The organism is Pseudomonas sp. 9Ag (assembly GCF_902506445.1).
Taxonomy (GTDB): Bacteria; Pseudomonadota; Gammaproteobacteria; order Pseudomonadales; family Pseudomonadaceae; genus Stutzerimonas; species Stutzerimonas stutzeri_AB.
Window position 1 is genome coordinate 602,664 of the sequence record NZ_LR733836.1, and the last position, 22,377, is coordinate 625,040.

The 22,377-nt window shown below is 54.7% G+C and carries 27 protein-coding genes; 5 read left to right on the plus strand and 22 right to left on the minus strand.

The features are described 5' to 3' along the window. Positions 1 to 116: 116 nt before the first annotated feature. Entirely contained in the window at positions 117 to 917 is an 801-nt protein-coding gene (locus tag ALTERO38_RS02705) for a helix-turn-helix transcriptional regulator (protein ID WP_148925159.1), read from the minus strand. Positions 918 to 1,010: 93 nt separating this feature from the next. On the opposite strand from ALTERO38_RS02705, the gene ALTERO38_RS02710 reads away from it, so the two are divergent. Then, entirely contained in the window at positions 1,011 to 1,469 is a 459-nt protein-coding gene (locus tag ALTERO38_RS02710) for a carboxymuconolactone decarboxylase family protein (RefSeq protein WP_159967180.1), read from the plus strand. Positions 1,470 to 1,506: 37 nt separating this feature from the next. Here the strand turns inward: ALTERO38_RS02710 and ALTERO38_RS02715 are convergent, their stop codons facing one another. Beyond that, a complete protein-coding gene (locus ALTERO38_RS02715) occupies positions 1,507 to 1,965 on the minus strand; it encodes a hypothetical protein (protein WP_148925943.1) in 459 nt (152 codons plus the stop codon). Between the two features lie 295 nt (positions 1,966 to 2,260). Here ALTERO38_RS02715 and ALTERO38_RS02720 point away from each other — a divergent pair, with 295 nt between their 5' ends. Further along, positions 2,261 to 3,286 carry a CNNM domain-containing protein gene (locus ALTERO38_RS02720; RefSeq protein ID WP_159967181.1) on the plus strand — a complete coding sequence of 342 codons (1,026 nt, stop codon included), beginning with the start codon at positions 2,261 to 2,263 and terminating at the stop codon, positions 3,284 to 3,286. Between the two features lie 89 nt (positions 3,287 to 3,375). On the opposite strand, the gene ALTERO38_RS02725 is transcribed toward ALTERO38_RS02720, so the two are convergent. The 19 genes from ALTERO38_RS02725 to ALTERO38_RS02815 all read right to left on the minus strand — a co-directional run bounded on the left by ALTERO38_RS02725 (position 3,376) and on the right by ALTERO38_RS02815 (position 17,158). After that, entirely contained in the window at positions 3,376 to 4,500 is a 1,125-nt protein-coding gene (locus tag ALTERO38_RS02725; protein WP_159967182.1) for a PQQ-dependent sugar dehydrogenase, read from the minus strand. A 107-nt stretch (positions 4,501 to 4,607) separates the two neighbouring features. Next, complete coding sequence (locus tag ALTERO38_RS02730; protein ID WP_159967183.1) at positions 4,608 to 5,900, minus strand: sorbosone dehydrogenase family protein; 1,293 nt, start codon at positions 5,898 to 5,900, stop codon at positions 4,608 to 4,610. After that, positions 5,897 to 6,346 (minus strand): DUF2231 domain-containing protein, encoded by a 450-nt coding sequence (locus tag ALTERO38_RS02735; protein WP_159967184.1) that lies wholly within the window; start codon positions 6,344 to 6,346, stop codon positions 5,897 to 5,899. The genes ALTERO38_RS02730 and ALTERO38_RS02735 overlap by 4 nt, the downstream gene beginning before the upstream one ends. Positions 6,347 to 6,732: 386 nt before the next feature. Then, positions 6,733 to 7,677 carry an ABC transporter substrate-binding protein gene (locus ALTERO38_RS02740; protein ID WP_159967185.1) on the minus strand — a complete coding sequence of 315 codons (945 nt, stop codon included), beginning with the start codon at positions 7,675 to 7,677 and terminating at the stop codon, positions 6,733 to 6,735. A gap of 545 nt (positions 7,678 to 8,222) precedes the next feature. Next, entirely contained in the window at positions 8,223 to 8,882 is a 660-nt protein-coding gene (locus ALTERO38_RS02745; RefSeq protein ID WP_159967186.1) for a hypothetical protein, read from the minus strand. 105 nt (positions 8,883 to 8,987) lie between these two features. Further along, complete coding sequence (locus ALTERO38_RS02750; protein ID WP_159967187.1) at positions 8,988 to 9,398, minus strand: DUF4279 domain-containing protein; 411 nt, start codon at positions 9,396 to 9,398, stop codon at positions 8,988 to 8,990. Positions 9,399 to 9,487: 89 nt separating this feature from the next. Then, positions 9,488 to 9,739 (minus strand): hypothetical protein, encoded by a 252-nt coding sequence (locus ALTERO38_RS02755; protein ID WP_218581717.1) that lies wholly within the window; start codon positions 9,737 to 9,739, stop codon positions 9,488 to 9,490. 150 nt (positions 9,740 to 9,889) lie between these two features. Further along, positions 9,890 to 10,294 (minus strand): GNAT family N-acetyltransferase, encoded by a 405-nt coding sequence (locus ALTERO38_RS02760; RefSeq protein WP_159967189.1) that lies wholly within the window; start codon positions 10,292 to 10,294, stop codon positions 9,890 to 9,892. 72 nt (positions 10,295 to 10,366) lie between these two features. Further along, positions 10,367 to 10,909 (minus strand): hypothetical protein, encoded by a 543-nt coding sequence (locus ALTERO38_RS02765; protein ID WP_159967190.1) that lies wholly within the window; start codon positions 10,907 to 10,909, stop codon positions 10,367 to 10,369. Positions 10,910 to 11,254: 345 nt separating this feature from the next. Further along, the gene (locus ALTERO38_RS02770; RefSeq protein ID WP_159967191.1) at positions 11,255 to 11,656 is read right to left on the minus strand and encodes an ATP-binding protein; all 402 of its coding nucleotides are present in this window, start codon (positions 11,654 to 11,656) and stop codon (positions 11,255 to 11,257) included. Positions 11,657 to 11,782: 126 nt separating this feature from the next. Then, positions 11,783 to 12,208, minus strand: a complete 426-nt coding sequence (locus ALTERO38_RS02775) for a hypothetical protein (protein WP_159967192.1) — start codon at positions 12,206 to 12,208, stop codon at positions 11,783 to 11,785. An 82-nt stretch (positions 12,209 to 12,290) separates the two neighbouring features. Continuing rightward, on the minus strand, positions 12,291 to 12,542 hold the full coding sequence (locus tag ALTERO38_RS02780; protein WP_159967193.1) for a hypothetical protein: 252 nt from the start codon (positions 12,540 to 12,542) through the stop codon (positions 12,291 to 12,293). Between the two features lie 98 nt (positions 12,543 to 12,640). Continuing rightward, a complete protein-coding gene (locus tag ALTERO38_RS02785) occupies positions 12,641 to 13,312 on the minus strand; it encodes a cold shock domain-containing protein (protein ID WP_159967194.1) in 672 nt (223 codons plus the stop codon). 442 nt (positions 13,313 to 13,754) lie between these two features. Continuing rightward, the gene (locus ALTERO38_RS02790) at positions 13,755 to 14,297 is read right to left on the minus strand and encodes a TonB C-terminal domain-containing protein (protein WP_159967195.1); all 543 of its coding nucleotides are present in this window, start codon (positions 14,295 to 14,297) and stop codon (positions 13,755 to 13,757) included. 91 nt (positions 14,298 to 14,388) lie between these two features. Continuing rightward, positions 14,389 to 14,949 (minus strand): hypothetical protein, encoded by a 561-nt coding sequence (locus tag ALTERO38_RS02795; protein WP_159967196.1) that lies wholly within the window; start codon positions 14,947 to 14,949, stop codon positions 14,389 to 14,391. 84 nt (positions 14,950 to 15,033) lie between these two features. Next, positions 15,034 to 15,450 carry a hypothetical protein gene (locus ALTERO38_RS02800; RefSeq protein WP_159967197.1) on the minus strand — a complete coding sequence of 139 codons (417 nt, stop codon included), beginning with the start codon at positions 15,448 to 15,450 and terminating at the stop codon, positions 15,034 to 15,036. 96 nt (positions 15,451 to 15,546) lie between these two features. Next, on the minus strand, positions 15,547 to 15,933 hold the full coding sequence (locus ALTERO38_RS02805) for a tautomerase family protein (RefSeq protein WP_159967198.1): 387 nt from the start codon (positions 15,931 to 15,933) through the stop codon (positions 15,547 to 15,549). Between the two features lie 94 nt (positions 15,934 to 16,027). After that, on the minus strand, positions 16,028 to 16,480 hold the full coding sequence (locus ALTERO38_RS02810) for a hypothetical protein (RefSeq protein ID WP_159967199.1): 453 nt from the start codon (positions 16,478 to 16,480) through the stop codon (positions 16,028 to 16,030). A 213-nt stretch (positions 16,481 to 16,693) separates the two neighbouring features. Beyond that, the gene (locus tag ALTERO38_RS02815) at positions 16,694 to 17,158 is read right to left on the minus strand and encodes a hypothetical protein (protein ID WP_218581719.1); all 465 of its coding nucleotides are present in this window, start codon (positions 17,156 to 17,158) and stop codon (positions 16,694 to 16,696) included. A gap of 152 nt (positions 17,159 to 17,310) precedes the next feature. Between ALTERO38_RS02815 and ALTERO38_RS02820 the strand changes: the two genes are divergently transcribed. After that, positions 17,311 to 18,276, plus strand: coding sequence for an integron integrase (locus ALTERO38_RS02820; RefSeq protein WP_159967200.1), 966 nt, complete (start codon positions 17,311 to 17,313; stop codon positions 18,274 to 18,276). A gap of 179 nt (positions 18,277 to 18,455) precedes the next feature. On the opposite strand, the gene ALTERO38_RS02825 is transcribed toward ALTERO38_RS02820, so the two are convergent. Then, complete coding sequence (locus ALTERO38_RS02825) at positions 18,456 to 20,594, minus strand: TonB-dependent siderophore receptor (RefSeq protein WP_159967201.1); 2,139 nt, start codon at positions 20,592 to 20,594, stop codon at positions 18,456 to 18,458. Between the two features lie 374 nt (positions 20,595 to 20,968). Between ALTERO38_RS02825 and ALTERO38_RS02830 the strand changes: the two genes are divergently transcribed. Both ALTERO38_RS02830 and ALTERO38_RS02835 read left to right on the plus strand, forming a co-directional pair. Further along, positions 20,969 to 21,979, plus strand: a complete 1,011-nt coding sequence (locus tag ALTERO38_RS02830) for an isopenicillin N synthase family oxygenase (RefSeq protein WP_159967202.1) — start codon at positions 20,969 to 20,971, stop codon at positions 21,977 to 21,979. Further along, on the plus strand, positions 21,976 to 22,362 hold the full coding sequence (locus ALTERO38_RS02835; protein ID WP_159967203.1) for a VOC family protein: 387 nt from the start codon (positions 21,976 to 21,978) through the stop codon (positions 22,360 to 22,362). The genes ALTERO38_RS02830 and ALTERO38_RS02835 overlap by 4 nt, the downstream gene beginning before the upstream one ends. Positions 22,363 to 22,377 lie beyond the last annotated feature (15 nt).

Here is a 22,377-nt window from a genome sequence, read left to right on the forward strand (position 1 = left end):
GCGGGCGGCCATTCACCACCATCGCCCCCATGAGTGGAGCGTGACCTCTGCATACGGGCGCTGCGGGGTACGTGGGATCGGCGAGCGGACGGCTCTATTTCGATTGCGGCCTGGGCTCAGCTGTTCTTGGCCCGCAACCGATACTGCCCCGGTGTCATGCCCACCACGCGCTTGAAGTCGTGAATGAAGTGAGCCTGGTCGCTGTATCCGCAGGCGAGGGCGGTATCGAGCAGCGGCTGGCCGGTGCGTAGCTGATTGCGCACCAGTGCCACACGCTGAATGCGGCTGAACTGCTTAGGCGTCATCCCCACCTGATGGCGGAACAGGCGTTCCAGTTGCCGCTGGCCGAGCGGTACGCTCTGGAGCAGGTCGGTCAGGCGGGCACGGCCGCCCTCGGCCGCGATCTGCGCCAGCAGCTGTTGCACCGGCGTGCGACGCGCTTGGCTTGCTCTGAGGCGCCAGAGCAGTTCGCGCTCGACCACAGCCTGCTGCGCGTCCCGTTCCAGTTCAGCCAGCTGATCGATCAGGTGCGCGAGTCCAAGCCTGGGCCAGCTGGCGTCGTGGAATCCAGCCAGCTCGTCGAGACCGATGCCGAATACCGCGTCGCCCATGCCGGGGTGAAAGCGCACGCCCATCATCCTGACTTCACCGACCAGCTGGAGGCGTGCGCTGGCCAGCTGCGGGCCAGCGATCAGCGTCCGCAGGCTGCATTGAGTGCCATCGAAATTCAGCGGGTCGGCAAAGTTGAAGATGACGCCACTGCCGCCGTCCGGGTGCAGCATCTGCTCGTCGAACGTCTGCGAGCCGTCGCCTTCCACCCACCAGAAACGCTGAACGTACGCAGCCAACGCCGGGCTTGGCGGACGTGTGATGAAACCCTGAAGGGAGGGCAGGCGACCGTGGACGGAATCGGACATGACGGGCCCGTAGGAGGATGTCGAAAATCTACAATAGCGCAGCCTGTGGCCTGCGTAGCCTTGGTTGCATATTCAAACCGAGGAGTGACTCCAATGCGCATGAACTACCAGGCCGCCGCCCCCGACGTAATGACCGCCATGATTGGGCTGGAAACATACCTGGCACGGCAAAGCCGCCGCGAAGACGGTATCGACAAACCGCTGATGGAGCTGGTGAAGATTCGCGTCTCGCAGATCAATCACTGTGCATTCTGTATCGACATGCATACCAGGGACGCCCGCGCCATCGGTGAAACCGAGCAGCGCATCTATGCCTTGAGTGCCTGGCGCGAAACGCCGTTTTTCACTGAGCGCGAGCGCGCCGCGTTGGCCTGGGCCGAGGCCAATACGCTGCTGCCAAACGGAATAGAGCAAGCCCTGTTCGACGAGGTGCGCCAGCAATTTTCCGAGGCCCAGCTGGCCAACCTCACGCTGGCGATAGCGACCATTAATACCTGGAACCGCTTTGGTGTGTCCTTCGCGCCGGTGCCGGGCAGCTATCAGCCGGAGTAGTACAACCCTCTGCCGCCTGGCTGGAAAGGCGGGCGGCTCAAGGTTTGAGGTCCTGGTTGCTCATGGCGCAGAAGCTCTGCGCCTGCCTGGACGAAGTAAGCGCCCGCAGTTGAGTCATGCATTGGGCCTGGCTCGACGTTCGCGCTGCGCTGAGCATGGCCTGCCCATCGACGCTGATCAGGTAAGGCCGGTTGTAGCGGGGTCCGTCTCGCCAGACGCTAAAGCGAAGATCGCTCAAGGCGCAGCGGTATTGCATGTGGCCGGAAAACCCCTTGAACCGGTCGCTCCGGAAAACATGGTGGTATTTCTGCCAGTCACGGGCGCGCTGGCCTTCGCGCACTGCTTCGATGCAGCCGTCCAGCTCGGTGATGTCTGGTTCATGCAGGAAAATGCTCTGCGCCAGGCTCGAACCATCGAGTTGCATGGTTGCCACCAGATAGACCCGTTGTTCGGCCGCCTGCGTCGTGAGCGCCCCTAGCAGACCCAACGCCAACATCCCTGTCCTGATCAATTCGCCTGCTCCTGAATGGCTGTCTCTTCGAGGGACGCACCCTAGCCGAGGATGCTGTCTGCAAACAAGCGGGAGGCTTGAACGGAACGGCCCGCCGCGCTTGCCAGCCTCAACAACATGGGGGCGAACCCCCTCATAAGCCCGCATCGTCGAACTCAGTGTCCCCGCGTGAGCGTTGAGGTTGGAGACATCAAATGTTGCAAGCCCATCGTCGAAGCCGGCTAACGTTTGCCCGCTTTGCTGTAAATTGGCCTGCCATGAGCAACGAAACCTTTCTTACATGACCCTCCTGATAGCGTTCGCTGTCTTATCCATTCTCGTTTCATTCATCTGCTCGATCCTCGAGGCTGCGCTGCTGTCACTAACGCCCAGCTTCATCGCTCATCAAAAGGCTTCCCGTCCGAAGCTTTATGAACGTTTGAAAGAATTGAAAGACAAGGTCGACCAGCCGCTGGCTGCGATCCTGACGCTCAACACCGTCGCCCACACTGTTGGCGCGACTGGCGTCGGGGCGCAGGTCACCGTGGTGTTCGGCAATGGCTATGTCGGTATCGCATCCGCCTTGATGACGGTGCTGATCCTGGTGCTGTCCGAGATACTTCCCAAGACCATCGGCGCCCGCTACTGGCGCACCCTTGCGCCGTTCCTGCCGCCCATTCTCAATGGCATGATCTGGGTCCTCAAACCCTTCATCTTCATGTCGGACATGATCATGCGGCTCGTCGGCGACAAAGAGCCTGAGCACGATATCCGTCAGGAGATCAAAGCCCTGACAGTGCTTGGTCGCGAGAACAAGAGCCTTGATGAGGATGAGCAGCGCGTCATCCGCAATATCCTCGACCTGCACGACATCAAGGTTCGCGACGTGATGACGCCGCGCACGGTATGCGACTACACCTCGCCGGACACCAGCATCGAAGCGTTCAAGGAAAAGGTCGCCGACAGCCAGTTTTCGCGCTACCCGGTGATTGGCGATGATGAGAGCCCGCTGGGCCTTGTTTTCCGCTATGACGCCCTGGCGGCGCCGGACGACCAGGCTCCGGTTTCGACGATCATGAAGCCGCTGCGGGTAGCGCCGGAAATGACGAGCGTCGAAAACCTCATGACGCAGCTGCTGCAGGAGCGTCAGCACATGTGCCTGGTTTACGACGAGTTCGGTAGCTGGCGTGGGCTGGTTACGCTGGAAGACATCATGGAAACCATCATCGGCAAGCCGATCATGGACGAAACCGATGACATCCCCAACATGCGCCGCTTCGCCAAGCGCCGCTGGGATCACCGGATCAAGAGAGCTCGCCAAAACTGATCTGCGAGCGGAAACATGGACATCGCGAAGCGTTCCGCTGATGGCCTCAACCAGCACCGCCGTGCAACACGGCGGCGCCTTTTTCCGTCCTACTTCGGCTGCAATTCCAGCAAGCGACCCCCGTCGCCATCTTCCAGCAACCAGACGCTTCCGTCCGGGCCTTGTTCAACTTCGCGGATGCGCGTTCTCATGTTGTACCGTGCGGCCTCGCTAGCTTCTTCACCGTTCAAGGTGACACGGACCAAAGCCTCGGCCGACAGGCCACCGATAAACGCATCACCTTTCCAGTCAGCAAACCGGTCGCCGTCATAGATGACCAGGCCTGCAGGTGAGATCACCGGCGTCCAGGAAACCTTCGGTGCGATGAACTCGGGGCGCGTGTCGTGATCGGGAATCGGTCGGCCGCCGTAGTGGTCGCCGTTGGAGACTTCCGGATAACCGTAATTGCCGCCTTTCTGGATCAGGTTGAACTCATCGCCGCCTTCCGGGCCCATCTCGTGTTCCCACAGACGACCCTGCCCGTCGAAGGCGATCCCCAAGGGGTTGCGATGCCCCAGCGACCAGATCTGCGCCGTCACACCGCCTTTGTCCGCGAACGGATTGTCAGCCGGCACGCTGCCGTCTTCGTTCAGGCGGATCACTTTGCCGAGATTGGCGTTCATGTCCTGCGCGGGCGTGAATTTCTGCCGCTCCCCGGAGGTGATCCACAACTTGCCGTCCGGGCCGAACGCGAGACGATGCCCGTAATGGCCTTTGCCGGAAACCTTGGGCGACTGCCGCCAGATCACTTTCGGGTCTACTAGCTCGCCGCCGGCGGCGCTTCGCTTCAGGGTCGCGCGGGCGACGGCTGCGCCCCGGTTGCCGTCCTCGCCATGCTCGGCATAGCTGAGGTAGATGACGTTGTTCTGAGCGAAGTCCGGATGAAGGATGACGTCACCCAGCCCGCCCTGACCGCCATAGGCCACCTCTGGCACGCCGGTGATCTCATGAACCGTTCCGGTCTTTACGTCGACGTGCTTGAGCGCACCGCGCTTTTCCGTGACCAATGCCGTGCCGTCCGGCAGAAAGGTCATGGCCCAGGGTTCGGAGAAGCTGGCTCGTGGCGTCACGCTAAATGGCCACTGGCTCTTCTCAACCGTAGCGGGTGCGGCAATGGCGAGGGAAGCCGCGCCGGCAGCCACAGCGCTAAGGATCTGCAACGAAAGCTTTTTCATCGCCGTCTGTCTCCAAAAATCAGGCCCCAGTAAAACCGCACTGGGGCCATTCGAGCTGTGCTGGAACCTGTGTTGGCCATCTCGCCCAGCGCAGCCGGTCGTGGGCATTACTGTGTCCGGGTCACCCGCCATACGATGTTAGCCAAGTCGTCCGCGACGATGAGCGCCCCCTTCGGATCGACCGTCACGCCCACCGGCCTGCCGTGCGTTCCTTCGGCGGTGCGAAACCCGGTCACGAAATCCACCGGTTCGCCCGAGGGTTTTCCGTTCCTGAAGGGCACGAACACCACCTGATAACCGGACGGATCTTCACGGTTCCAGCTGCCGTGCTCGCCGACGAACACACCTTCGGCAAATTTTTCACCCATGACCGGCGACGAGAAGTCCACCCCCAGCGCCGCCACGTGCGGGCCTAACGCGTAGTCAGGTTTGATCGCCCTGGCGACCAGATCCGGGTCTTGTGGGCGCACGCGCTCGTCGACATTCTGCCCCCAGTAGCTATAGGGCCAGCCGTAGAAGCCGCCTTCCTGTACCGAGGTGAGGTAGTCAGGGACCAGGTTCGGTCCAAGCTCGTCCCGCTCGTTCACCACCGCCCACAGCTGGTCCGTGTCGGGGCGAAACGTCAGTGCTGTTGGGTTGCGCAGGCCCGTTGCGTAGGGCTTGTGAGCGCCGGTTTCTGCGTCGATTTGCCAGATCATCGCCCGGTCGACTTCAGCCTCCATCCCGCGTTCGGTGATGTTGCTGTTCGAACCGATGCCCACATACAGAAAGCGCCCGTCGGGGCTCGCCGTCAGCGCCTTGGTCCAGTGATGATTGATCCGGTAAGGCAGGTCGGTCACCTTCACCGGTTCGCCACTGGCTTCGGTCTGACCTTCCTGATACTCGAATCGCACCAGCGCATCCTGATTGGCGACGTACAGGTTACCGTTGGCCAGCGCCAGGCCGTACGGCGCATTGAGGTCATCCGCAAACACCTTCTGTAGTTCGTACACGCCGTCGCCATCCGCATCACGTAGCAGGGTCAGGCGATTGCCGCTTTTGACCGAAGTCGTGCCCTTTCCCTTGATGTAACCGGCGATCACATCCTTGGGCCTGAGCTTGGGCGCATTGCCTCCGCGACCTTCAGCCACCAGGATGTCCCCGTTCGGCAATACCAGCGTCTGCCGCGGGATCTGCAGATCGGTCGCGATCGCGCTTACCGTGAAGCCCTCGGGTACCGTTGGCTTCTTGTCGCCCCAGCCTACAGGGTCGGCAATCGTCATGCTTGGCAGCAGCCCGCGCTGAGGCTCGTCAAGTTTCGGGTTTTCGCCTTTTACCAAGGCGATGTCCTGATCCGCGCCGCCGCAGGCGCTCAAGAACAGCGCCACGGTCAGGGCGCTCAGTGGGCCTGCGTAATTCATGCTTCACCTCCCGAACGTAGATTGGTAAAGCCAATCCAGGTCGCTGCGCAGGCTAGGAGCGTCACGATCACCGACAGAACCAGGCCGGAGGGCATGCTCGCCCAGGCATCCTTGGCGTGTACCAGAGCGTTGAAAAAGCCGAGCACCCAGGTGGCAGCCAGCAACAGTAGATAGATCAGCGGCCGCCCATTCTTATGCGTGGCTTTGACCAGGTTGACCAGCGCGAACAGGATCGCCAACCCGCAGAAAACCAGGCCTCCAGCAATCAGCCAAGACGCAAAATTGGTCCACTGGATTTCGTAGGTCTGGAAATAGGCAATATCACTTAGCAGGCCGCCAAGAAACAGCGGAACGGTCCCCGCGAGCAGCGTCGCATGAGCCGGGTTCGGTACATGCCGGGAGATACTGTGTGTCGTGTGGTGCGTGCTGTGGGTGATAACGGTCACGGAGGCATCCTCATCGCTGGGCGATCCAGGCCTGATGCATCGCGCGGATGCGCCTGCTGCCTGGCTCGCTCTGACTGTGCATTAATGGGGATCGCACCGTTGGGCAGGAAGTTCACTTGTATCGACGAGGCGCTTGTTTACAGCGAAGTGAATCGGGATTGAGCGCCAACCGCGACCAATGGCTGCGCGAAGAAGACGAATGACCAAGGCCTCGCTTCTAGCTATCCATGTGAGTACGGGTATCAGGTCGAATGCTGCTTATACCCAGAGCTACTGAAAGTAGCAGGCTAAATGGCCGTCACGGAATGCGCCGTGTCGGTGAGCAGCATCGCCTAACCGGGCGCCCGAAATATGCCATCTAGCAGGGTTTCCTAGCCCGTCCAGTCTTAATTGGCTGAAGCCAGAGGCGTGCCGAGTATCGTCGTAATCGCTCCGCCCTCACGAAGGCTGACTCCTTTGAGCCAGTTAGCAACGGCACCTGGATTGTCTTTAATCCATTGCTTGGCGACCCGCCGGCGGTTGGTATTGGGTTCTTGTACCGCAGCCATCAGTTTGCTGACCGAAGCGATGGTGAAGGTCATGTTGGTAAACAACTGGTTAAGGTTCTGACAGTCCTTCGAGAAGCCGCCGCGCGCGACTGTACTGACCTCTGCCGCGCCGTTGTTTGGGCCGAAATAGGCGTCACCACCAGACAGGTAGGACATGCGAAGCTGTTCGTTCATAGGGTGCGGCTCCCAGCCCAGAAACACCGCAGATTTGCCCAGCCGTTGGGCGAGCTCGACATGATTGAGCATGTCGTTCTCGCTCGATTCCACCAGCGTAAAATCCTGCAGGCCGAATACGTTTCCGTCGATCATGCTCTGCACCATCTTGTTACCGCCATTGCCACGCTCAAGCCCGTAGATTTTCCCACCTAGCTCTTTCTGGAAGCGCTGAATGTCAGCGAAATCGTGCAGCCCAGCCTTGTAGGCAGGCTCCAGAACGGCGAGGGTATAGCGGACAACAGGTAAGTTGGTTTGAAGCTTTTCGATCCGGCCTGTATCCAGATGCGGCTGAGCAAGCGCGGCCTGCGCGGGCATCCAGCTGCCAAGAAATACATCAATCTTCCCGCCTGCCAATGCTGCGTACGTTTCCGGAAGCGATAGCCGTGAGACCTGGGTTCGGTAGCCTAGCTCCCCGAGTAGAAGCCGCGTGACAGCTGTGGTCATGGTGACGTCGGTCCAGCCGACATCCGCAAACCGCACCACCTCACATTGCGGAGACTCAGAAGCCTCAAGACTCCCTACACAAGTCAGTGAAACTGCAAGTATCCAGGTCATTAGACGTTTCATAAAACCTACCTGTTTCTGTTGAAGGTCTGTCAACTGGGAATTAATCACCCAGTGAGTGGCTAACAGCTATCACAGAGCAAATAGTGGACCACTCGCATTTGAGTTACGTCCCATTTTGGAACATCTATCCTCCTGGCAGGGCAGGGCAGGGTGAGAAAGGAATGGAACACAAGGGAGCGGGACAGACTTATTAAGGATAATCTGGGCTCATCACGGCCTCTCGCTCAAGATCGGCCACAGTCTAAACGAAGCGCCGACCTTTACCCGCGGCCCGGCCAATATCAATACAAGTGCTGTATTGCGTGTCACTATCACGTTCTTAAACGGATTCTAGTCTGCCCGTAAATTTCGAATGCGAACTTATATCTCTGCGATTTCGGCAGGCCCGCAGAGCTGAGAAATTTCTCGCCGTTAATCTGGAATTCGCTCCTGGACCACCAATCCACACCTAGCCTCATAGATAAGCGTCTGCAGATCATAACGTTTGGTTAAGGGGCGGGCTTTAGCCCGTCCCAGTGAGCGAAGCGAACGGTTTGATCCATTTGTTAGCGATCATCTGGAGATGGCAGTTGAGCATAGTACGAAGAATTTGAGTTCTCTGGATCAAGAAATGTTGGGCGCTTTTTTAAATCGAATGACTTCCGATATGACAAGTGTTCTGGATTGTATAGAGGATGGAACCTCTCGTCCAAGTTAGTCATGAGTAAATTAATGTCCTCTGGGAACTCCATCTCGTATGTTAGCTCTTGAACTGCTTTTAGAATTCGCCGAAGCCTAGCCTTTGCTTCTTCTTCTGCGAACTCTGGGAGTTGCTGCTCGAATCGATCAATGCGCGTCAACAATCGACGAACTCGTTCTGGGGTTGCTGCAAGCTGTCTTTGTTTGAGAATCACAGCCTCTGCGACGCCATCCTTTCTAAGCGAAGAGACGAGGATATTCTTGAGAGCTTTAGTGTCCTCAACGATCTGCTTTACACCCGAGCGGAAAGAACCGTAGTTACCAATTGCGACATAAATTGAGCCGGCCACCATTATCCAAACTTCGAGGCTTCCTTGTCGAAAACGAACCTCAGCTTTAACGTCTTGGCGATAAATTTCGGACGACAATCGTTTAACTAAGTTTTGTAGGTATGTCCGGCTCGGTTCTTGTTCATGAATTGGGATTTCCAGATCCAGCTTCAAGTAAAGGGCAGCGAGCCGACTCATTTGGTCTCCCTAGTTTTCGATTTGATCGCTAACGCTTAGTTCAGCAGCAGCAGCAGCAGCGGCCGCTGCGAAGCAGTGGGCGTCGGCTGGAACGTAAGGTTAGCATTAGTGCCTATATGTATCGATGTCGATGAAAGCACCAATTTCCCCTAAAAATTTCGTTGTTTCTACGTCAAATCCTATTGCCGGTGTCGATATATTGTCATCGACGGAAATAGACAGTACAACTTGAAGCTTCGAGAAAAGACCAAATCTTTTTATTGCATCGATAATCAACGTCTTCTTCGGCTGGAGCTGCTTCACGATTTCGCCTGCTATTTCGTATACATCAATGCACTCGTCAACAACATTGTCTGTGGAGAGGACCCAAGAACTGAACTTTGGAACACGGTCAGGGATTTTCTCACCTTTGCGCTTGGTAGACGTCGGCTTCATCCCCAAAAACTGCGTCAATTCCCCAGGGTCAAAGTCATCTCCGTTTAAGGCAAAATATACCCTACATTCATTGTTCTGCAACGTGATCTCCGTTCATAAGCGCTAACGTTTGGTTAAGGGGCGGGCTTTAGCCCGTCCCAGTGAGCGAAGCGAACGATTTGAACCAGCAGTTAGAAGTTCTCGCGCACGGATAACTTATTCTTTGGCTCCCAATAACCGCCGCTACCGTGATATGTCTCGGCGTGTAGGGAAAAGCGCTCGCTGCAATTTGAACAACAAAAATTGTATTCAACAATGTCGCCCCAACCTTCGCCTGATGCAACAGCTTCAAATGAATTTTGATTTATAGACTCAAGGTCTGGCAGTTCGATGATTGTGCCGTCTTCCACGTTTTGCTTGGCGATTTTGATTGCTTTGAGCAAGTCGTTTGGCTGCCGAATCGGGTAGCGAACACAAAGACTGGTGCACTTTTCACATGGCATCGGACGCTAACCTCTAACGTTTGGTTAAGGGGCGGGCTTTAGCCCGTCCCAGTGAGCGAAGCGAACAATTTGAACCACTAGTTAGGCATTTCATGCTGAGGTTGCACTCTTGAAAAGCACTGTAAGCCCTGTGCTCGGCGATTTATACCCGTGCGCGACGAAGAAGCTTTTCGCTTCTCCCAACGCCTTGATATAGACAGGTGCGCTCGGGAACCTTGCCTCGACTCGAGCTAGTAGATTGGCGGCTATACCTTGTCTTTGATAATTCGGATGCACTAGAAGCTCGCCAAGCATCGTATAAAATACTTCATCACTGAATGCGCTTACATAGCCAACAAGCAAACCTGTATCTATGCGTGCATGAGCCACAAAGGGATACGCGTCAATTGACTGTTGTAATTGTTCAGTAGAATTTTGGCCCCAGCCAACATCGACGAATAGCGTATTAAGCTCTTCGGGATCTACGGACTTCGATTCAGAAAAGAAGTATTTCATTTCGAAGCCTAACGGCAGAGGTAATGGGCGCCAACGGAGCGCAGCACAGCTGGCGTCCCGTTGGTCACCTTGTCATGAAACTTCAAAGCCAGATCGCTTATAGTTAACGATCCAACCTCTTGAGGTTACGACAATTGTCCTTCTTCTTTTGTCTGATTCATCAATGGCGCTTTCAATAAGATTGGCATCTTCAAGCAGCTTAAGTTGAGGGCGCATCGCCTGCTGTGTTTCGTATCCGAATTGCTCGTATTCACTGGGTGATGCAGCCCCGCCCTGTGCTATCAGATCATCGAAGACTCTCCAGGCTCTATTACCAACCCCACTGGTATCCTGTTCATATCTATCAGCAGTTTCCGCCATCCAAGCCTCTATGAGTTTCAGCTTGTCTTGGGAATCTTCAGTCAAGTTTCCTTCCAAGTAGGCCCACAACGAGAAGTCTTCGCAATACTTAAGAGCATTCCGGAGATTTCTGTTGCCAATTCTATATATATGACCAAAGCCTTCTGCTTCCACTGGCGCTTTAGCTTCGCCCATTGAGTAAACTTCTATTCGCTTCAAAAGTGCTTTTTCCGCACTCACGTCGTCTATTGGCTTAATATCAATTGGTTCGGCCAAAACTCCCTGCAGCCTGGGAGAAGATGCAGAACTCCGAACTATGCCTCGTGCTCCGCAAAGGACCCATCGGAGGCCGCTGATATTCAGCAATTCATCACGTATCGCTTCCAATAATTCCCTCGCTCCCCTTGAGGTTTCTAGCAATTCGAGATTATCAATTACGCAGATAAAGCCGCCTGCCGCACGAGAAGGAAAGCACTCTTGCAACCATCCCTTCACAGTTGCAATGAATCCTGACTCTGAAAAACCTGCGGAACTATTGGGCGCGGTCGATCGAGTTGCGTTTCCGCCAAAGCCAGCGACGGAGGCACCTCCCCCTATCAAGTGGAATAGCGGAGAATTAAGTCACTGATCGATTTTGTCGTCATCTGGAACGCTATATCCCTTTTCTTTCAGCAGTCCACTGCTAGCTATAAATTGCTGTGCAACGGCATACAAGACTCTTTGTTTGAAAGATTGCAGTGTGTCTTCACTGGTAAGTTGAAAAGGAGAAGATAGGGGAATGTAAGCCCCATGCTTACCATCTTCAAACTCTTTCAGTAACTTGTATCCGGCCACGGAAACTAGGCTGGTCTTGCCAACGCCGTTAGGGCCCTCAAGCGTCGGGTGCGTATCTGATGATCTGATGTAAGTCATCAGCTTACGAAGCTCAACATCTCGTCCAACTAGGAGTTCTGAACCCTCTTTATTAGCCAGGATTGGTTTTGGGCTATATGGATTGTCTCTAAACCCCAATTCTTCCCACATAATTCACCCTTAGAATCGTCAGATTTCTTTCATAACGTTTGGTTAAGGGGCGGGCTTTAGCCCGTCCCAGTGAGCGAAGCGAACGATTTGAACCACTTGTTAGGCATTCACAAAAGTCGAGCACGGTTACGGAAAACCTTTTTCGACGAGCCACGCCTTATATAATTTTTTGCCTACATACTTGAGTTTTAAATGATCTGCGCAGCTAGTTGCACGTTGAATCATCATGAACGCCTCGCCAAACCGATCATGGTTCAAGTTTTGTGGTTCGCCTAGGTTGTGATGTTTAACAGTATTTCGACCCGCATTCCATGACTTAAATATTTCCTGCTTTGATAAATGTGGGTGCCCCAAGCGTGTTCTTGTTCGATTTGCCCATTGCCATAAATTTTCTAGGGGATGAGTGCCTGTTTGTTCTTGAATGATTCTAGAGAGAATTTCTTCGGAGGCACCAAGTAGTGTGAGTGCAGAGACATATCGGCCACTCAGAAACAGGCCGATTCCGTCCTCTAACTGCTCGCGCGCTAATGCGATTTTTGTTGTTCGAGCCATTTTGCCTAACGATTAAGATAGGGGCCGGCTTAGCCGGTCCAAGCGAACGGAGTGAGCGATTCCAGCGGCTTGTTAGACGCATTCAGCCTTCGGTTGCGCTTGAATCATCTGGACGAAGCATTGCATATATAGCCATACCTACGAGAGCGATGAAGCCGAAAGCCATAATTTTTACTCCGCTTATCTCCAGTAATAAGCCAAGCCCTACACAAGCTATGGGATACCCGGTAATCCCCGCGACAAAATAGAGCGCTTTACCATCAGCTCCTCGGACGGTTGTGGCTAGAAGCCAGCCTGCCGCCATAGTTCCCAGTACTGCCCAGAGTGTAATCACGGAATTACTCCGTTTTTGTCTAACGTTTGGTTAAGGGGCGGGCTTTAGCCCGTCCCAGTGAGCGAAGCGAACGACTTGAACCACTAGTTAGGTTTAGCTTACACAAACCATGTGACTGCACCGACGACACAAATGATCGGAACGGACGCAATAACCAAAAATATGCCAAGGCAACCTGAACTGGATGAAGAATGAGAGTTTCGGCTTTCTTGTTGCTCTTTAGGTTGTTCGCGCAGCCACGCTTGGTGACAGGATTTGCAATATAGCCTATTCAGCCCTCTATTCCAGGCAAGCACTGTTCTCTCGTCGTGACTGGAGACCGCTCTGCACTTTGAGCATGAGAACAGTTTGTTTGCAGGCTGCTTCTTTCTGCTTGATATGAAGAAAATAACTAGTAGAAAAATTGCGCCAGGCACCAAGGCTGACTCTGGTGTACCTGTTTTTATGAATAGACCTAATGAGATAGCAAGAAGTACAGCCAGAGCAACGTAAGCAAAATAATCTAGCGCATCTTTCTTGACGGGCTCTGTGATTATTTTTTTAGAGCTCCCTGAGTTGGAAAGTGATACACCTTCAAGCAGCACATGCGTTGCTTTGAGTCGACCTTGAGAGTCTTTGGCCACTTCAAAAATTACGGCGTCACCAGCTTCAGGCTTACGAGTTGCCTTTTTGACGCTTGAGATGTGAAAGAAAACCTGTTCGTTTTTACCTTCAGGACTGATGAAGCCGAAGCCCTTATCATCCTTCCATGAGACTATTTTTCCTTTCATTCTTGCGGACCTCTCATTTTTAACGGCGTACCTAACGATTAAGCTAAGGGGCCGGCTTCGCCGGTCCCAGCGAACGTAGTGAGCGCTTTGAGCGCATTGTTAGGCATGATTAACACTCATCTCTGAGCCTGTCTTGCGCAGCACGCAAAATTTCGGCGTAGTTAGCATCAAATGGGACTGATAAGTGCTTTTCGAAAAGGCAGCATAGGTTCCAAAGCGCTCGCTGCTCCGATTGATCTTCGATAGTTAATTCATCGGTACTGCTGAATCGCTGCAAGAACTCAAATAGGACAAGTGCTTCGTCAGCTGTGAGAGGAATTAGCACGCTGTCAGATTGCTGGTGGCTCATGATGAATGCCTAACGTTTGGTTAAGGGGCGGGCTTTAGCCCGTCCCAGTGAGCGAAGCGAACGATTTGAACCAGTTGTTAGACCTGTGCGCGATTAGTTGCCAGAAAGTATAAGTGGGCTAAATTTAATTTTATGAAATTTAAAGTATTTATTATAGGCGGCTTCGCTAAGGTTTTTTACTTCACTGAATATACCAATGCTGCGTATTGCCAAAATTGCTGAGTTATCGAATTGATATTCACCGCTAGTCTGAGCTATTTCAATTGATGAGATTTTACCGTCTGCGCTCATTTGAACGTCAAGGATAAGGTGCGTTTCAGGCTTTATGTCTTTGGGTACTGTGAAGTTATTAAATATTTTGTTCGTATAAAGTACAAACAAGTCTTCTGGGTCGTTAGTGTTTAAAGTGTGCGCTTGCTGGTAGGTGAAATCTTCGGATAAAAGCTCTCTAAGGGCGCGTTGCTTCTTAGACTCTGTCGGTTCAGCTGGAATTGAGTTCTTAGGCGAAATTTCCTGTACTTGAACAGGCGTACTAACTGCTATTTCATCCCGGTTGGTATTTATAACTGTTTCTGTGGGATTGCAGCCTGACAGAAATGAGTAAGAAATAACTAGAGCTATTACGCATAGTTTCATGACACACAAATTCCAAGGTTGAGTCTAACGTTTGGTTAAGGGGCGGGCTTTAGCCCGTCCTAGGAGCGTAGCGAACGGTTTGAACCAGTTGTTAGGCGATAACGGTGCTGTAACGTTTGTTGATGGTATTTTGTAGCTTGATTAGCTCTTTGATTGTTCGCTGATACTCTTTCATTTCTTTGTTTGGAAGACTTATTTCGCCGTGTTCGTATGTTCGCTGACCGCGGTTTAAAATTTGAAAGCGCTTTGTGCTTAAATACAAGAATCGAATCACGTCGTTGTCATTTACCAGTGGCTTGCGAATATTGTCTATTTGCTTTTCTTCGTATTTTATTTTCTTGTCTGGAACGAACAGTATTGTCTTTATATTGAATGCCGGGTTGCGTGGGTTTATGTCAAGGTAGGTTCCGTTAGGCTGCTGCCATACTGAGTGAAACTCAGCCTCTATGAAAACCCCCGGCTTTTCCCAAACAGCCCAGCCAAATACCTGATTTCCGCCGAACTCCTGGACTTTTCTTCCAACCAATTCAAAGCATTCGTTTTCGGCTGTGCCGTGTACCGGAGAGCATTCAACTATCACGGGTTCGCTATGTGCACAAATGCTAGAGCAAAATTCCATCACATAAATTTGATTTGCATCGGCAGTTTTCATGCGACCTCTTTATAGCCTAACGTTTGGTTAAGGGGCGGGCTTTAGCCCGTCCCAGTGAGCGAAGCGAGCGATTTGAACCAGTTGTTATGCATTATTGACCGCGATAAACCACTTGGGCTGCATGGCCTCGAAATCCTGGCGGATATTGGACGGCAGGTAGCTGGCCGAATCCAGCACGAAAGGTTCGCCATCCATGCGCTTGAATACAACCCAGTGCCAGAAGTCTTTGCCTTCTTCCTGATGATGCTTGATGGACAACAACGCCAGATCGGGCAATGCCTCCCAGGATTCAAAAGGTACTTCGTCCTTGGAGGTTTGAACGCCTGTGCTGGACAGCATGCGTCGAACATACTGGGTATCGGACCACAGCGATTTGTCCGAAGCATGAATGCCCATGGCATTGGCTATGGCTTTCATCTCTGAATACGTTTTGCCAAGAATGTTAGCAACCGATGCAATTCCGCACCCAGTGATTTCTTCTTGTACTACCGGAGTGCGCACTGGCAACCCCTTAATGCATAACGCAAAGCTAAGCGGCGGCCCGTCAGGGACGTCCGGTGGACGGCCGTCAGGCCGGGAACGTACTTGAGCGATTTGTTACACATTGACTGAGTACTTGAGATCACGTGCCTCGTCTCCAGTCATGCCCCGAAACCCCCAACAATGGGCAGGTTGCTCCTTAATTGTTACTTCGATATCCACAGGAGATATGCCAACCACAGACTCAATCTTGTTGAAGAGCTCTTTGATCAGAGCTTTTTGGGTCTCGGGAGCCCGCCCCTGCATCATGTTGATCTCGATGGCAGTGTAGGCTGGAGTTCTGCCACCTGGGTAATAAAAATCCTCGGAATCCATCGGGATAAAACGATGAGCCCGCTTGTCTTCCGGCATTCCGAGTACGGACTGCATGCATCCGTGAATGACTTCGGAGAGCTGAGCCTTGACCGGGTTAAGGTGTTCTTTGATTCCATAGATGACTATCACGATGCCTCCTGCAATGTGTAACGTTTGGTTAAGGGGCGGGCTTTAGCCCGTCCCAGTGAGCGAAGCGAGCGATTTGAACCGATTGTTAGGCTTTTCAGGAGAACTCATGGAGTTCACCTTCTGTAACGTTCCACTCTAGAACCTCATGCCTCAGCTCAGCAAATGTTCGGAGTAGTTTGCCAAGCCTGTTTATCTGTGATGGTTCAGCACGGATACAAAAATCAAATATCTCTCGATCCGGCAGGCTCTGATTATTATTGAAGCGAAGCTGGATTGCACAGCCTCCGGCTGAGTTTGTGTTGAAAACGCGCAGTCGGAAGTAGTAAGCGGTGCGATCTTCTGGAGTTTCTGAGCCGATTTCGTGAAGAAAAATATCGCTACTATGTCGCGGGAACTGCTCTAACACGCTTGCCCATTCATGCATGGCTCTCGCATTTTCATAATATTCAAACCTGGCAGACAAGTTGCCGTTTGACGCGCTCACTACCAGATTTAAATGGTCAGGCTCTTCATACGGATGCCTTACGATGCGGAGGTGTGGTTTCATTGTTACGCCTAACGTTTGGTTAAGGGGCGGGCTTTAGCCCGTCCCAGTGAGCGAAGCGAGCGGTTTGAACCTGGTGTTAGCAGCTGCGCTAATACGGGGCAGCGATTTCAACCTCACTTGCAAGCTCTTTAAGTTTGTCCGAGATGGCGCCGTAACGACCTTTTACTTTTAACCACGAGCCTGCGGAGCCGACTCTTTCTTGGCCGATGGCATTTAGAACGGCCCGTTTAGACTTGGCGCTTTCATGGGCGGCATAATTTCTGACGCAGATAACTGCTCTAAAATTTGTTTGTATTTTTCTTTCTTGATTATTGTGATCAAGTAATGGTTGTCTGGAACAAATTTTTTGAGAGTTTTTATAAGTCCGTCCCGACCCTTGAAGTCGAAATAACTACCGCCAAGTACAAGATACTCACACACCTCGTCAGTAAGATGTTTTGGGAACTCGACACCTGTTGTTGAAGATATCGTTGCTGTGCTGTTGTTTATTGCACCAACTATTGCTGCTAGCATCATCTGCTCGAATTCGCGATAAAGTCGAATAACAGCATAGTCGTGGCACCAAGAATTTTGTTGATCTGAAAGACCTTGCGCCGGCCCGGCTACGAACTGTTGTAGTTCGTTGGCGTGCTCTATAAATTCCCGGGCAGATTTCTTGACACTCTTCTTTTTGGGCAAGGTAATTTCCTAGTAGCTAACTATAATTAGACACCAATTGGTGTATAAGACGCCCGACGGGACTGGTGTATAACATTCCTTGCCATGACTGCGCTCCTTGTCTAGGCTCAGCGGTTCGAAAGGACGATGACTGTATAAGGGAGTTATGCACCATGGACGGAAAGCCCCGATTGCTCGATCAGGTACGCGATCAGATCAGGCTGAAACACTACTCGATTAGAACTGAACGTGTCTATTGCGAGTGGATCAAGCGCTACGTACGGTTTCACAATTATCGGCACCCTATTGAGATGGGGGCTGCGGAAGTAGAAGTCTTTCTTTCTGACCTCGCGGTTCGCCGCGACGTTTCTGCTTCTACGCAGAACCAAGCGCTTGCCGCGCTGTTGTTTCTTTATAAGCAGGTGCTCAAGCAGGATTTACCCTGGCTGGGCGAAGTAGTGCGCGCCAAGAAACCTGCGCGTCTGCCCGTTGTACTGTCTATTCAAGAAGTGCAGCAGATACTCAGTCGGCTTGAGGGGGAGGTCGGCCTTGTCGCTCGACTCTTATATGGGGCCGGGCTTCGCTTGATGGAGGCCTTGCGGCTGAGGGTGAAAGACGTGGACTTTGCACGTAACGAACTCATCATCCGTGACGGTAAGGGGCAAAAAGATCGCGTCACGGTGCTGCCGGTCAGTGTGATCGAGCCTCTTAGACTCCACTTCGCGAGGGTGCGGGTGATGCATCAACAGGCGTTGGCCGAAGGCAACGGGGATGTCTATCTCCCGGACGCTTTGTCTCGTAAATACCCCAAGGCTCCTTGGGAGTGGGCTTGGCAGTATGTATTTCCAGCGACGGGACTGTCAGTGGACCCACGCAGCGGGGCCGTACGCCGTCACCATATGGATGAGAAGCGGGTGCAGCGCGCCTTTAAGCGTGCGGTAACGGCATCGGGGATTGCGAAGTTGGCAACGCCGCATACGCTCCGCCACAGCTTCGCGACGCATCTATTGGAAAGCGGCCAGGACATACGCACCGTACAAGAGCTGCTCGGGCACGCTGACGTCAAGACAACCATGATCTATACCCACGTGCTAAATCGAGGTGGTCTTGCCGTGTTGAGCCCGCTGGATCGCCTATAGAAAAAGGCTGGATGCGGTGCTGGCGTTTTCGGCGATGGCTCCATGGTCGCCGCAGAGAACCGATATAGCGCGTCGTTAGCCTCACGCTGTGAAACTGGGCGCTTCATGCTGCGGAGAGAACGTAGCTAACACCACCGTCTCGGAAAGCGACAGTCCGCTTTCCGAGAAACGGCGGGCGGTTACAGTTCGATGGAAATGCCAGCCTGCAACGTACGCGGGGCGCCTGGATAGGCCCAGACGTTCCAGGCACGCTCGTAATACTCTTCGTCGAATACGTTATCGAGGTTGAGGTTGAGGCGAACGCGGTCAGTCAGCGGGTAGTAGGCCAGCAGGTCGACAACGGTGTAGGCGTCCATGTCATACGCCGTGCTGGTTGTGGTGCCCTTGCGCGAGCTGACGTACTTCACGCCAACGCCGAGGCCCAGCCCATTTAGAGCGCCGTTGTCGAACTCGTAGGTGTCGAGCAGGTTGAAGCTGTGCTCCGGTACGTTGGCGAGGCGGGTTCCCACCGGTACGGCGGCACTGTTGCTTTCAGTGATTTCAGCATCAACGTAGGCATAACCACCGATGACACGCCATTGCGGTGTGATGTTACCCGCGACACTGAGGTCGAAACCGCGGCTGCGGACTTCACCGGCAGCAACTTGGAAGGCCTGGGAGCCAACGTTTGCCGGGTCAGCCGTCAGCACGTTTTCCTTGGTGATGTGGAACAGTGCGGCGGTCACGCTCAGGTTGTGTTCCGGCAGTTCGTACTTCACGCCGGTTTCGTAGGCGATGCCTTCTTCCGGGTCGAATGCCTGGCTGTTGCGGTCGGCGCCACGGTTGGGCTTGAACGAGCGAGAGGCGTTGGCGTAAACGGCCAATGCTTCGGTCAGGTCGTAGATTGCGCCAATGCGCGGCGACACGGCGTTATGCGATTGGTCCCAGCTGTTAGCAGCCGAAAGTTTGTTCACGTAGTTCTGCTCGAAGCGTTCCAGGCGAGCACCCAGCTGCAGGGTGAAGCGGTCGGTCACTTCGACTTGGTCCTGCATATAGAAGGCATAGGACTTCAGGTCTTCGTCGTCCCAATATTTTGGGCCTTCAATCGCTGGAAGTGGCTGGCCATAGACCGGCTCGTACATGTCGATGGGGAAGGCGCTCACGCCACCCGCGGAACGGTCGATCCGTGAGCTGTAGTTAAAGTCGTCGTACTCGATACCGGTCAGCAGCGTATGCATGAAGCCCAGTGCGCTGAAGCGGCCTTCGAGGTTGGCCTGAACGGCGAAGTCGTTCCACTCCAGCCAGCGCTCGCTGTAGTTGCGGCCTACAGTGCGGCCATCAGCGGCCAAGCCGTTGTTTTCGACTGCGCCGCCTTCGAGGCTGCCGTCTAGGTATTGCACGCCACCGCGCAGGGTCCATTGATCATCCAGCAGATGCTCGATGCGCAGCTGGGTCGTGGCGTTTTCGTTCGTGAACTTGCCGGCGCTTTCCTCGCCGAGGAAACGATCGCGCGGCAGTTCGCCTTGCTGGTTGGGGTAGCGCGGGAGGCCGCGGTCGAGCGGGTGGCGGTTATGGAGGTAATCGCCTTCGAAGATGATTGCGGTGGCGTCGCTGAGGTCCCAGCGAAGCACCGGCGCGATGTTGTAGCGTTCGCTTTCGACGTGATCGCGGAAGCTGTCAGCACCTTCGGCCACAAGATTCAGGCGATAGGTGAACTCGGCCTGCTCGTCCAGCGCGCCGGTGGTGTCTAGCGTGCCGCGACGCAGCCCTTCGGTGTTGAACTGGGTACCCAGTACGGTACGACGTTCGGCTTGCGGTTGCTTGCTGACGATGTTGAAGGTGCCGCCCGGGTCGCCACGGCCATACAGCATGGAGGCCGGGCCGCGCAGCACTTCGATGCGTTCGATCGTGGCGGCGTCCGGCATGTTGGGGTAGCCGCGGTTGATGGCGAAGCCATTGCGGTAGAACTCCTGGGAGCTGAAGCCGCGCACCAGGAACTCAGTCAGGCCCTGGCCGCCGAAGTTGTTGCCGCGCTCGACGCCACCGGCATAGTCCAGCGCGTCTTCAAGGCGCGTTGCGGCAATGTCTTCCACGACCTGTGCCGGGACCACGCTGATCGACTGTGGGATTTCGTGTATCGGCGTGTCGGTGCGGGTCGCGCTGACCGAGCGGGTCGCTCGATAACCGTCTACCGGCCCGTCGCCGCGCTCGGCCCCAGTGGCGGTGACTTCCATCTGCTCAAGCGCGATGGGCTCGTTGTTTGATTCCGGTTTTTCGGCAGCGTAAGCGGTGGCGGCGAGCGCCTGTAGCGACAGTACAGGCACGAGAAGTCGACGCATTGAGGCATTTCCTTTGGGGGCTTCGAGCGGAGGGGTGCAGATGCTATAGCTGTTGATAACTATTATCAATAACTCATGGCTGTTGGCTCGACAGCCGGATGCGTTGTGACGCCGCAAGCTGCTTGTGGTGAGCGCCCGCTTTTCGTGCTTGACGCACAAACCAAGTGCTCCGAAGCGGACCATTTGATCCGCTTTTGCATCGCTGGGCAGTTAAGTCATTGATCTCTAATCCAATTGAATCGGTGGCACGCTTTCTGCTCTGTCCTCGCCTGTCGTCCTAGCGTGCAAGCGGACTGCGGCGTGCAAACAGAGAAGCGCCTGCGCCACTGGCGACGCGCTCAGGTTCAGCCTTGCGACAGAGGAGTGCGTCATCCATGACTCTGCAATACGTTCCCATCATCGACCTGGCGCCGTACTTTTCCGGCACACCGGAGGGCAAGGCCCAGGTAGCCAAGGCCGTCGACCAGGCCTGCCGCGACATCGGCTTTCTGGTCATCACCAACCATCAGATCCCCACGGAACTGATCGAGCGCGTGTCGCGGTTGACGCGGCAATTCTTCGCTTTGCCACTCCCGGAAAAGCGCAAGGTCGACCGGCCCAGCCCTGACATGGTGCGTGGCTACAGTGCCGTCGCCGAGGAGAGCCTGTCGTACTCACTGGAGGAGGCGGCGCCGGGCGATCTCAAGGAATCCTTTTCCATCGGCCCCAGCGATGTGCCGGCGAAGGACTACTACCGCTGCGCCGCTGCCGGCCCGCATTTCGCGCCGAATGTCTGGCCGGCCGACATTGAAGGCTTCGAGCGGGCCTATCGCGACTATTTCGCCGCGATGAGCGAATTGGCGCAGTCGCTGATGCGCATCTTCGCCCTGGCGCTGGACCTGCCGGAAACCTTCTTCGACGACAAGATCGACAAGCACATCAGCATGTTCCGCAGCCTGAGCTATCCGGACCTAAAGGGTGAAGTCGAGCCAGGTCAGCTACGCGCCGGTGCCCATACCGATTACGGCAGCTTGACCATCGTCAAGCCGGACAACGCGTTGGGCGGTCTGCAGGCGCGCAACCGCCAGGGCGACTGGGTGGACGTGCCTTATGTGGAGAACGGATTCGCGGTGAACATCGGCGACCTGATGATGCAGTGGACCAACGACCAGTGGATTTCCACGCTGCATAGGGTGGTCAACCCGCCGGCCGACAGCGCCGCCGACAACGGTCGCCAGTCGCTGGTGTTTTTCCATCAGCCCAACTACGACGCGCTGATCGAGTGCCTGCCGAGTTGCTGCAGCGCCGCCAATCCGCCGCGCCACGCGCCGGTCACCTCCGGCGACAACCTGCTCTCCAAGTTCGTCAAGCAGACCACCTTCGGCAAAGGCCTGGAGGTCGCATGAGCACGCTGTCCTACGTCAACGTTTTCGCCCGCGACATCGAAGCCCTGAGCGGCTTCTACCGCGAGCTGTTCGGCTTCCGGAACATTCCCGAGATCGCCTCACCGATCTTTCGCGGGCTGGGTACCGGCAAGAGCTGCATCGGCTTCAACGCGCCGGAAGCCTATGAACTGCTGCATCTGGACGAATTCGCCGACACCCGCGGCTGCAAGTTCCTGCTGAATATCGACGTCGATTCGAAAGAAGAGGTCGACCGCTTGGTGCCCATTGCCGCCGCCATGGGCGCGACGCTGATCAAGGCGCCCTACGAAACCTACTACCACTGGTACCAAGCGGTGCTGCTGGACCCCGAGAAAAACGTGTTTCGCATCAACCACATGCTTTGACGATCCCACCATCAG

Coding starts and splice junctions, on each gene's coding strand:
- ALTERO38_RS02705 (WP_148925159.1), bottom strand. CDS start 917: ATGTCCGATTCCGTCCACGGTCGCCTGCCCTCCCTTCAGGGTTTCATC.
- ALTERO38_RS02710 (WP_159967180.1), top strand. CDS start 1,011: ATGCGCATGAACTACCAGGCCGCCGCCCCCGACGTAATGACCGCCATG.
- ALTERO38_RS02715 (WP_148925943.1), bottom strand. CDS start 1,965: ATGTTGGCGTTGGGTCTGCTAGGGGCGCTCACGACGCAGGCGGCCGAA.
- ALTERO38_RS02720 (WP_159967181.1), top strand. CDS start 2,261: ATGACCCTCCTGATAGCGTTCGCTGTCTTATCCATTCTCGTTTCATTC.
- ALTERO38_RS02725 (WP_159967182.1), bottom strand. CDS start 4,500: ATGAAAAAGCTTTCGTTGCAGATCCTTAGCGCTGTGGCTGCCGGCGCG.
- ALTERO38_RS02730 (WP_159967183.1), bottom strand. CDS start 5,900: ATGAATTACGCAGGCCCACTGAGCGCCCTGACCGTGGCGCTGTTCTTG.
- ALTERO38_RS02740 (WP_159967185.1), bottom strand. CDS start 7,677: ATGAAACGTCTAATGACCTGGATACTTGCAGTTTCACTGACTTGTGTA.
- ALTERO38_RS02745 (WP_159967186.1), bottom strand. CDS start 8,882: ATGAGTCGGCTCGCTGCCCTTTACTTGAAGCTGGATCTGGAAATCCCA.
- ALTERO38_RS02760 (WP_159967189.1), bottom strand. CDS start 10,294: ATGAAATACTTCTTTTCTGAATCGAAGTCCGTAGATCCCGAAGAGCTT.
- ALTERO38_RS02770 (WP_159967191.1), bottom strand. CDS start 11,656: ATGTGGGAAGAATTGGGGTTTAGAGACAATCCATATAGCCCAAAACCA.
- ALTERO38_RS02775 (WP_159967192.1), bottom strand. CDS start 12,208: ATGGCTCGAACAACAAAAATCGCATTAGCGCGCGAGCAGTTAGAGGAC.
- ALTERO38_RS02785 (WP_159967194.1), bottom strand. CDS start 13,312: ATGAAAGGAAAAATAGTCTCATGGAAGGATGATAAGGGCTTCGGCTTC.
- ALTERO38_RS02790 (WP_159967195.1), bottom strand. CDS start 14,297: ATGAAACTATGCGTAATAGCTCTAGTTATTTCTTACTCATTTCTGTCA.
- ALTERO38_RS02795 (WP_159967196.1), bottom strand. CDS start 14,949: ATGAAAACTGCCGATGCAAATCAAATTTATGTGATGGAATTTTGCTCT.
- ALTERO38_RS02810 (WP_159967199.1), bottom strand. CDS start 16,480: ATGAAACCACACCTCCGCATCGTAAGGCATCCGTATGAAGAGCCTGAC.
- ALTERO38_RS02820 (WP_159967200.1), top strand. CDS start 17,311: ATGGACGGAAAGCCCCGATTGCTCGATCAGGTACGCGATCAGATCAGG.
- ALTERO38_RS02825 (WP_159967201.1), bottom strand. CDS start 20,594: ATGCGTCGACTTCTCGTGCCTGTACTGTCGCTACAGGCGCTCGCCGCC.
- ALTERO38_RS02830 (WP_159967202.1), top strand. CDS start 20,969: ATGACTCTGCAATACGTTCCCATCATCGACCTGGCGCCGTACTTTTCC.
- ALTERO38_RS02835 (WP_159967203.1), top strand. CDS start 21,976: ATGAGCACGCTGTCCTACGTCAACGTTTTCGCCCGCGACATCGAAGCC.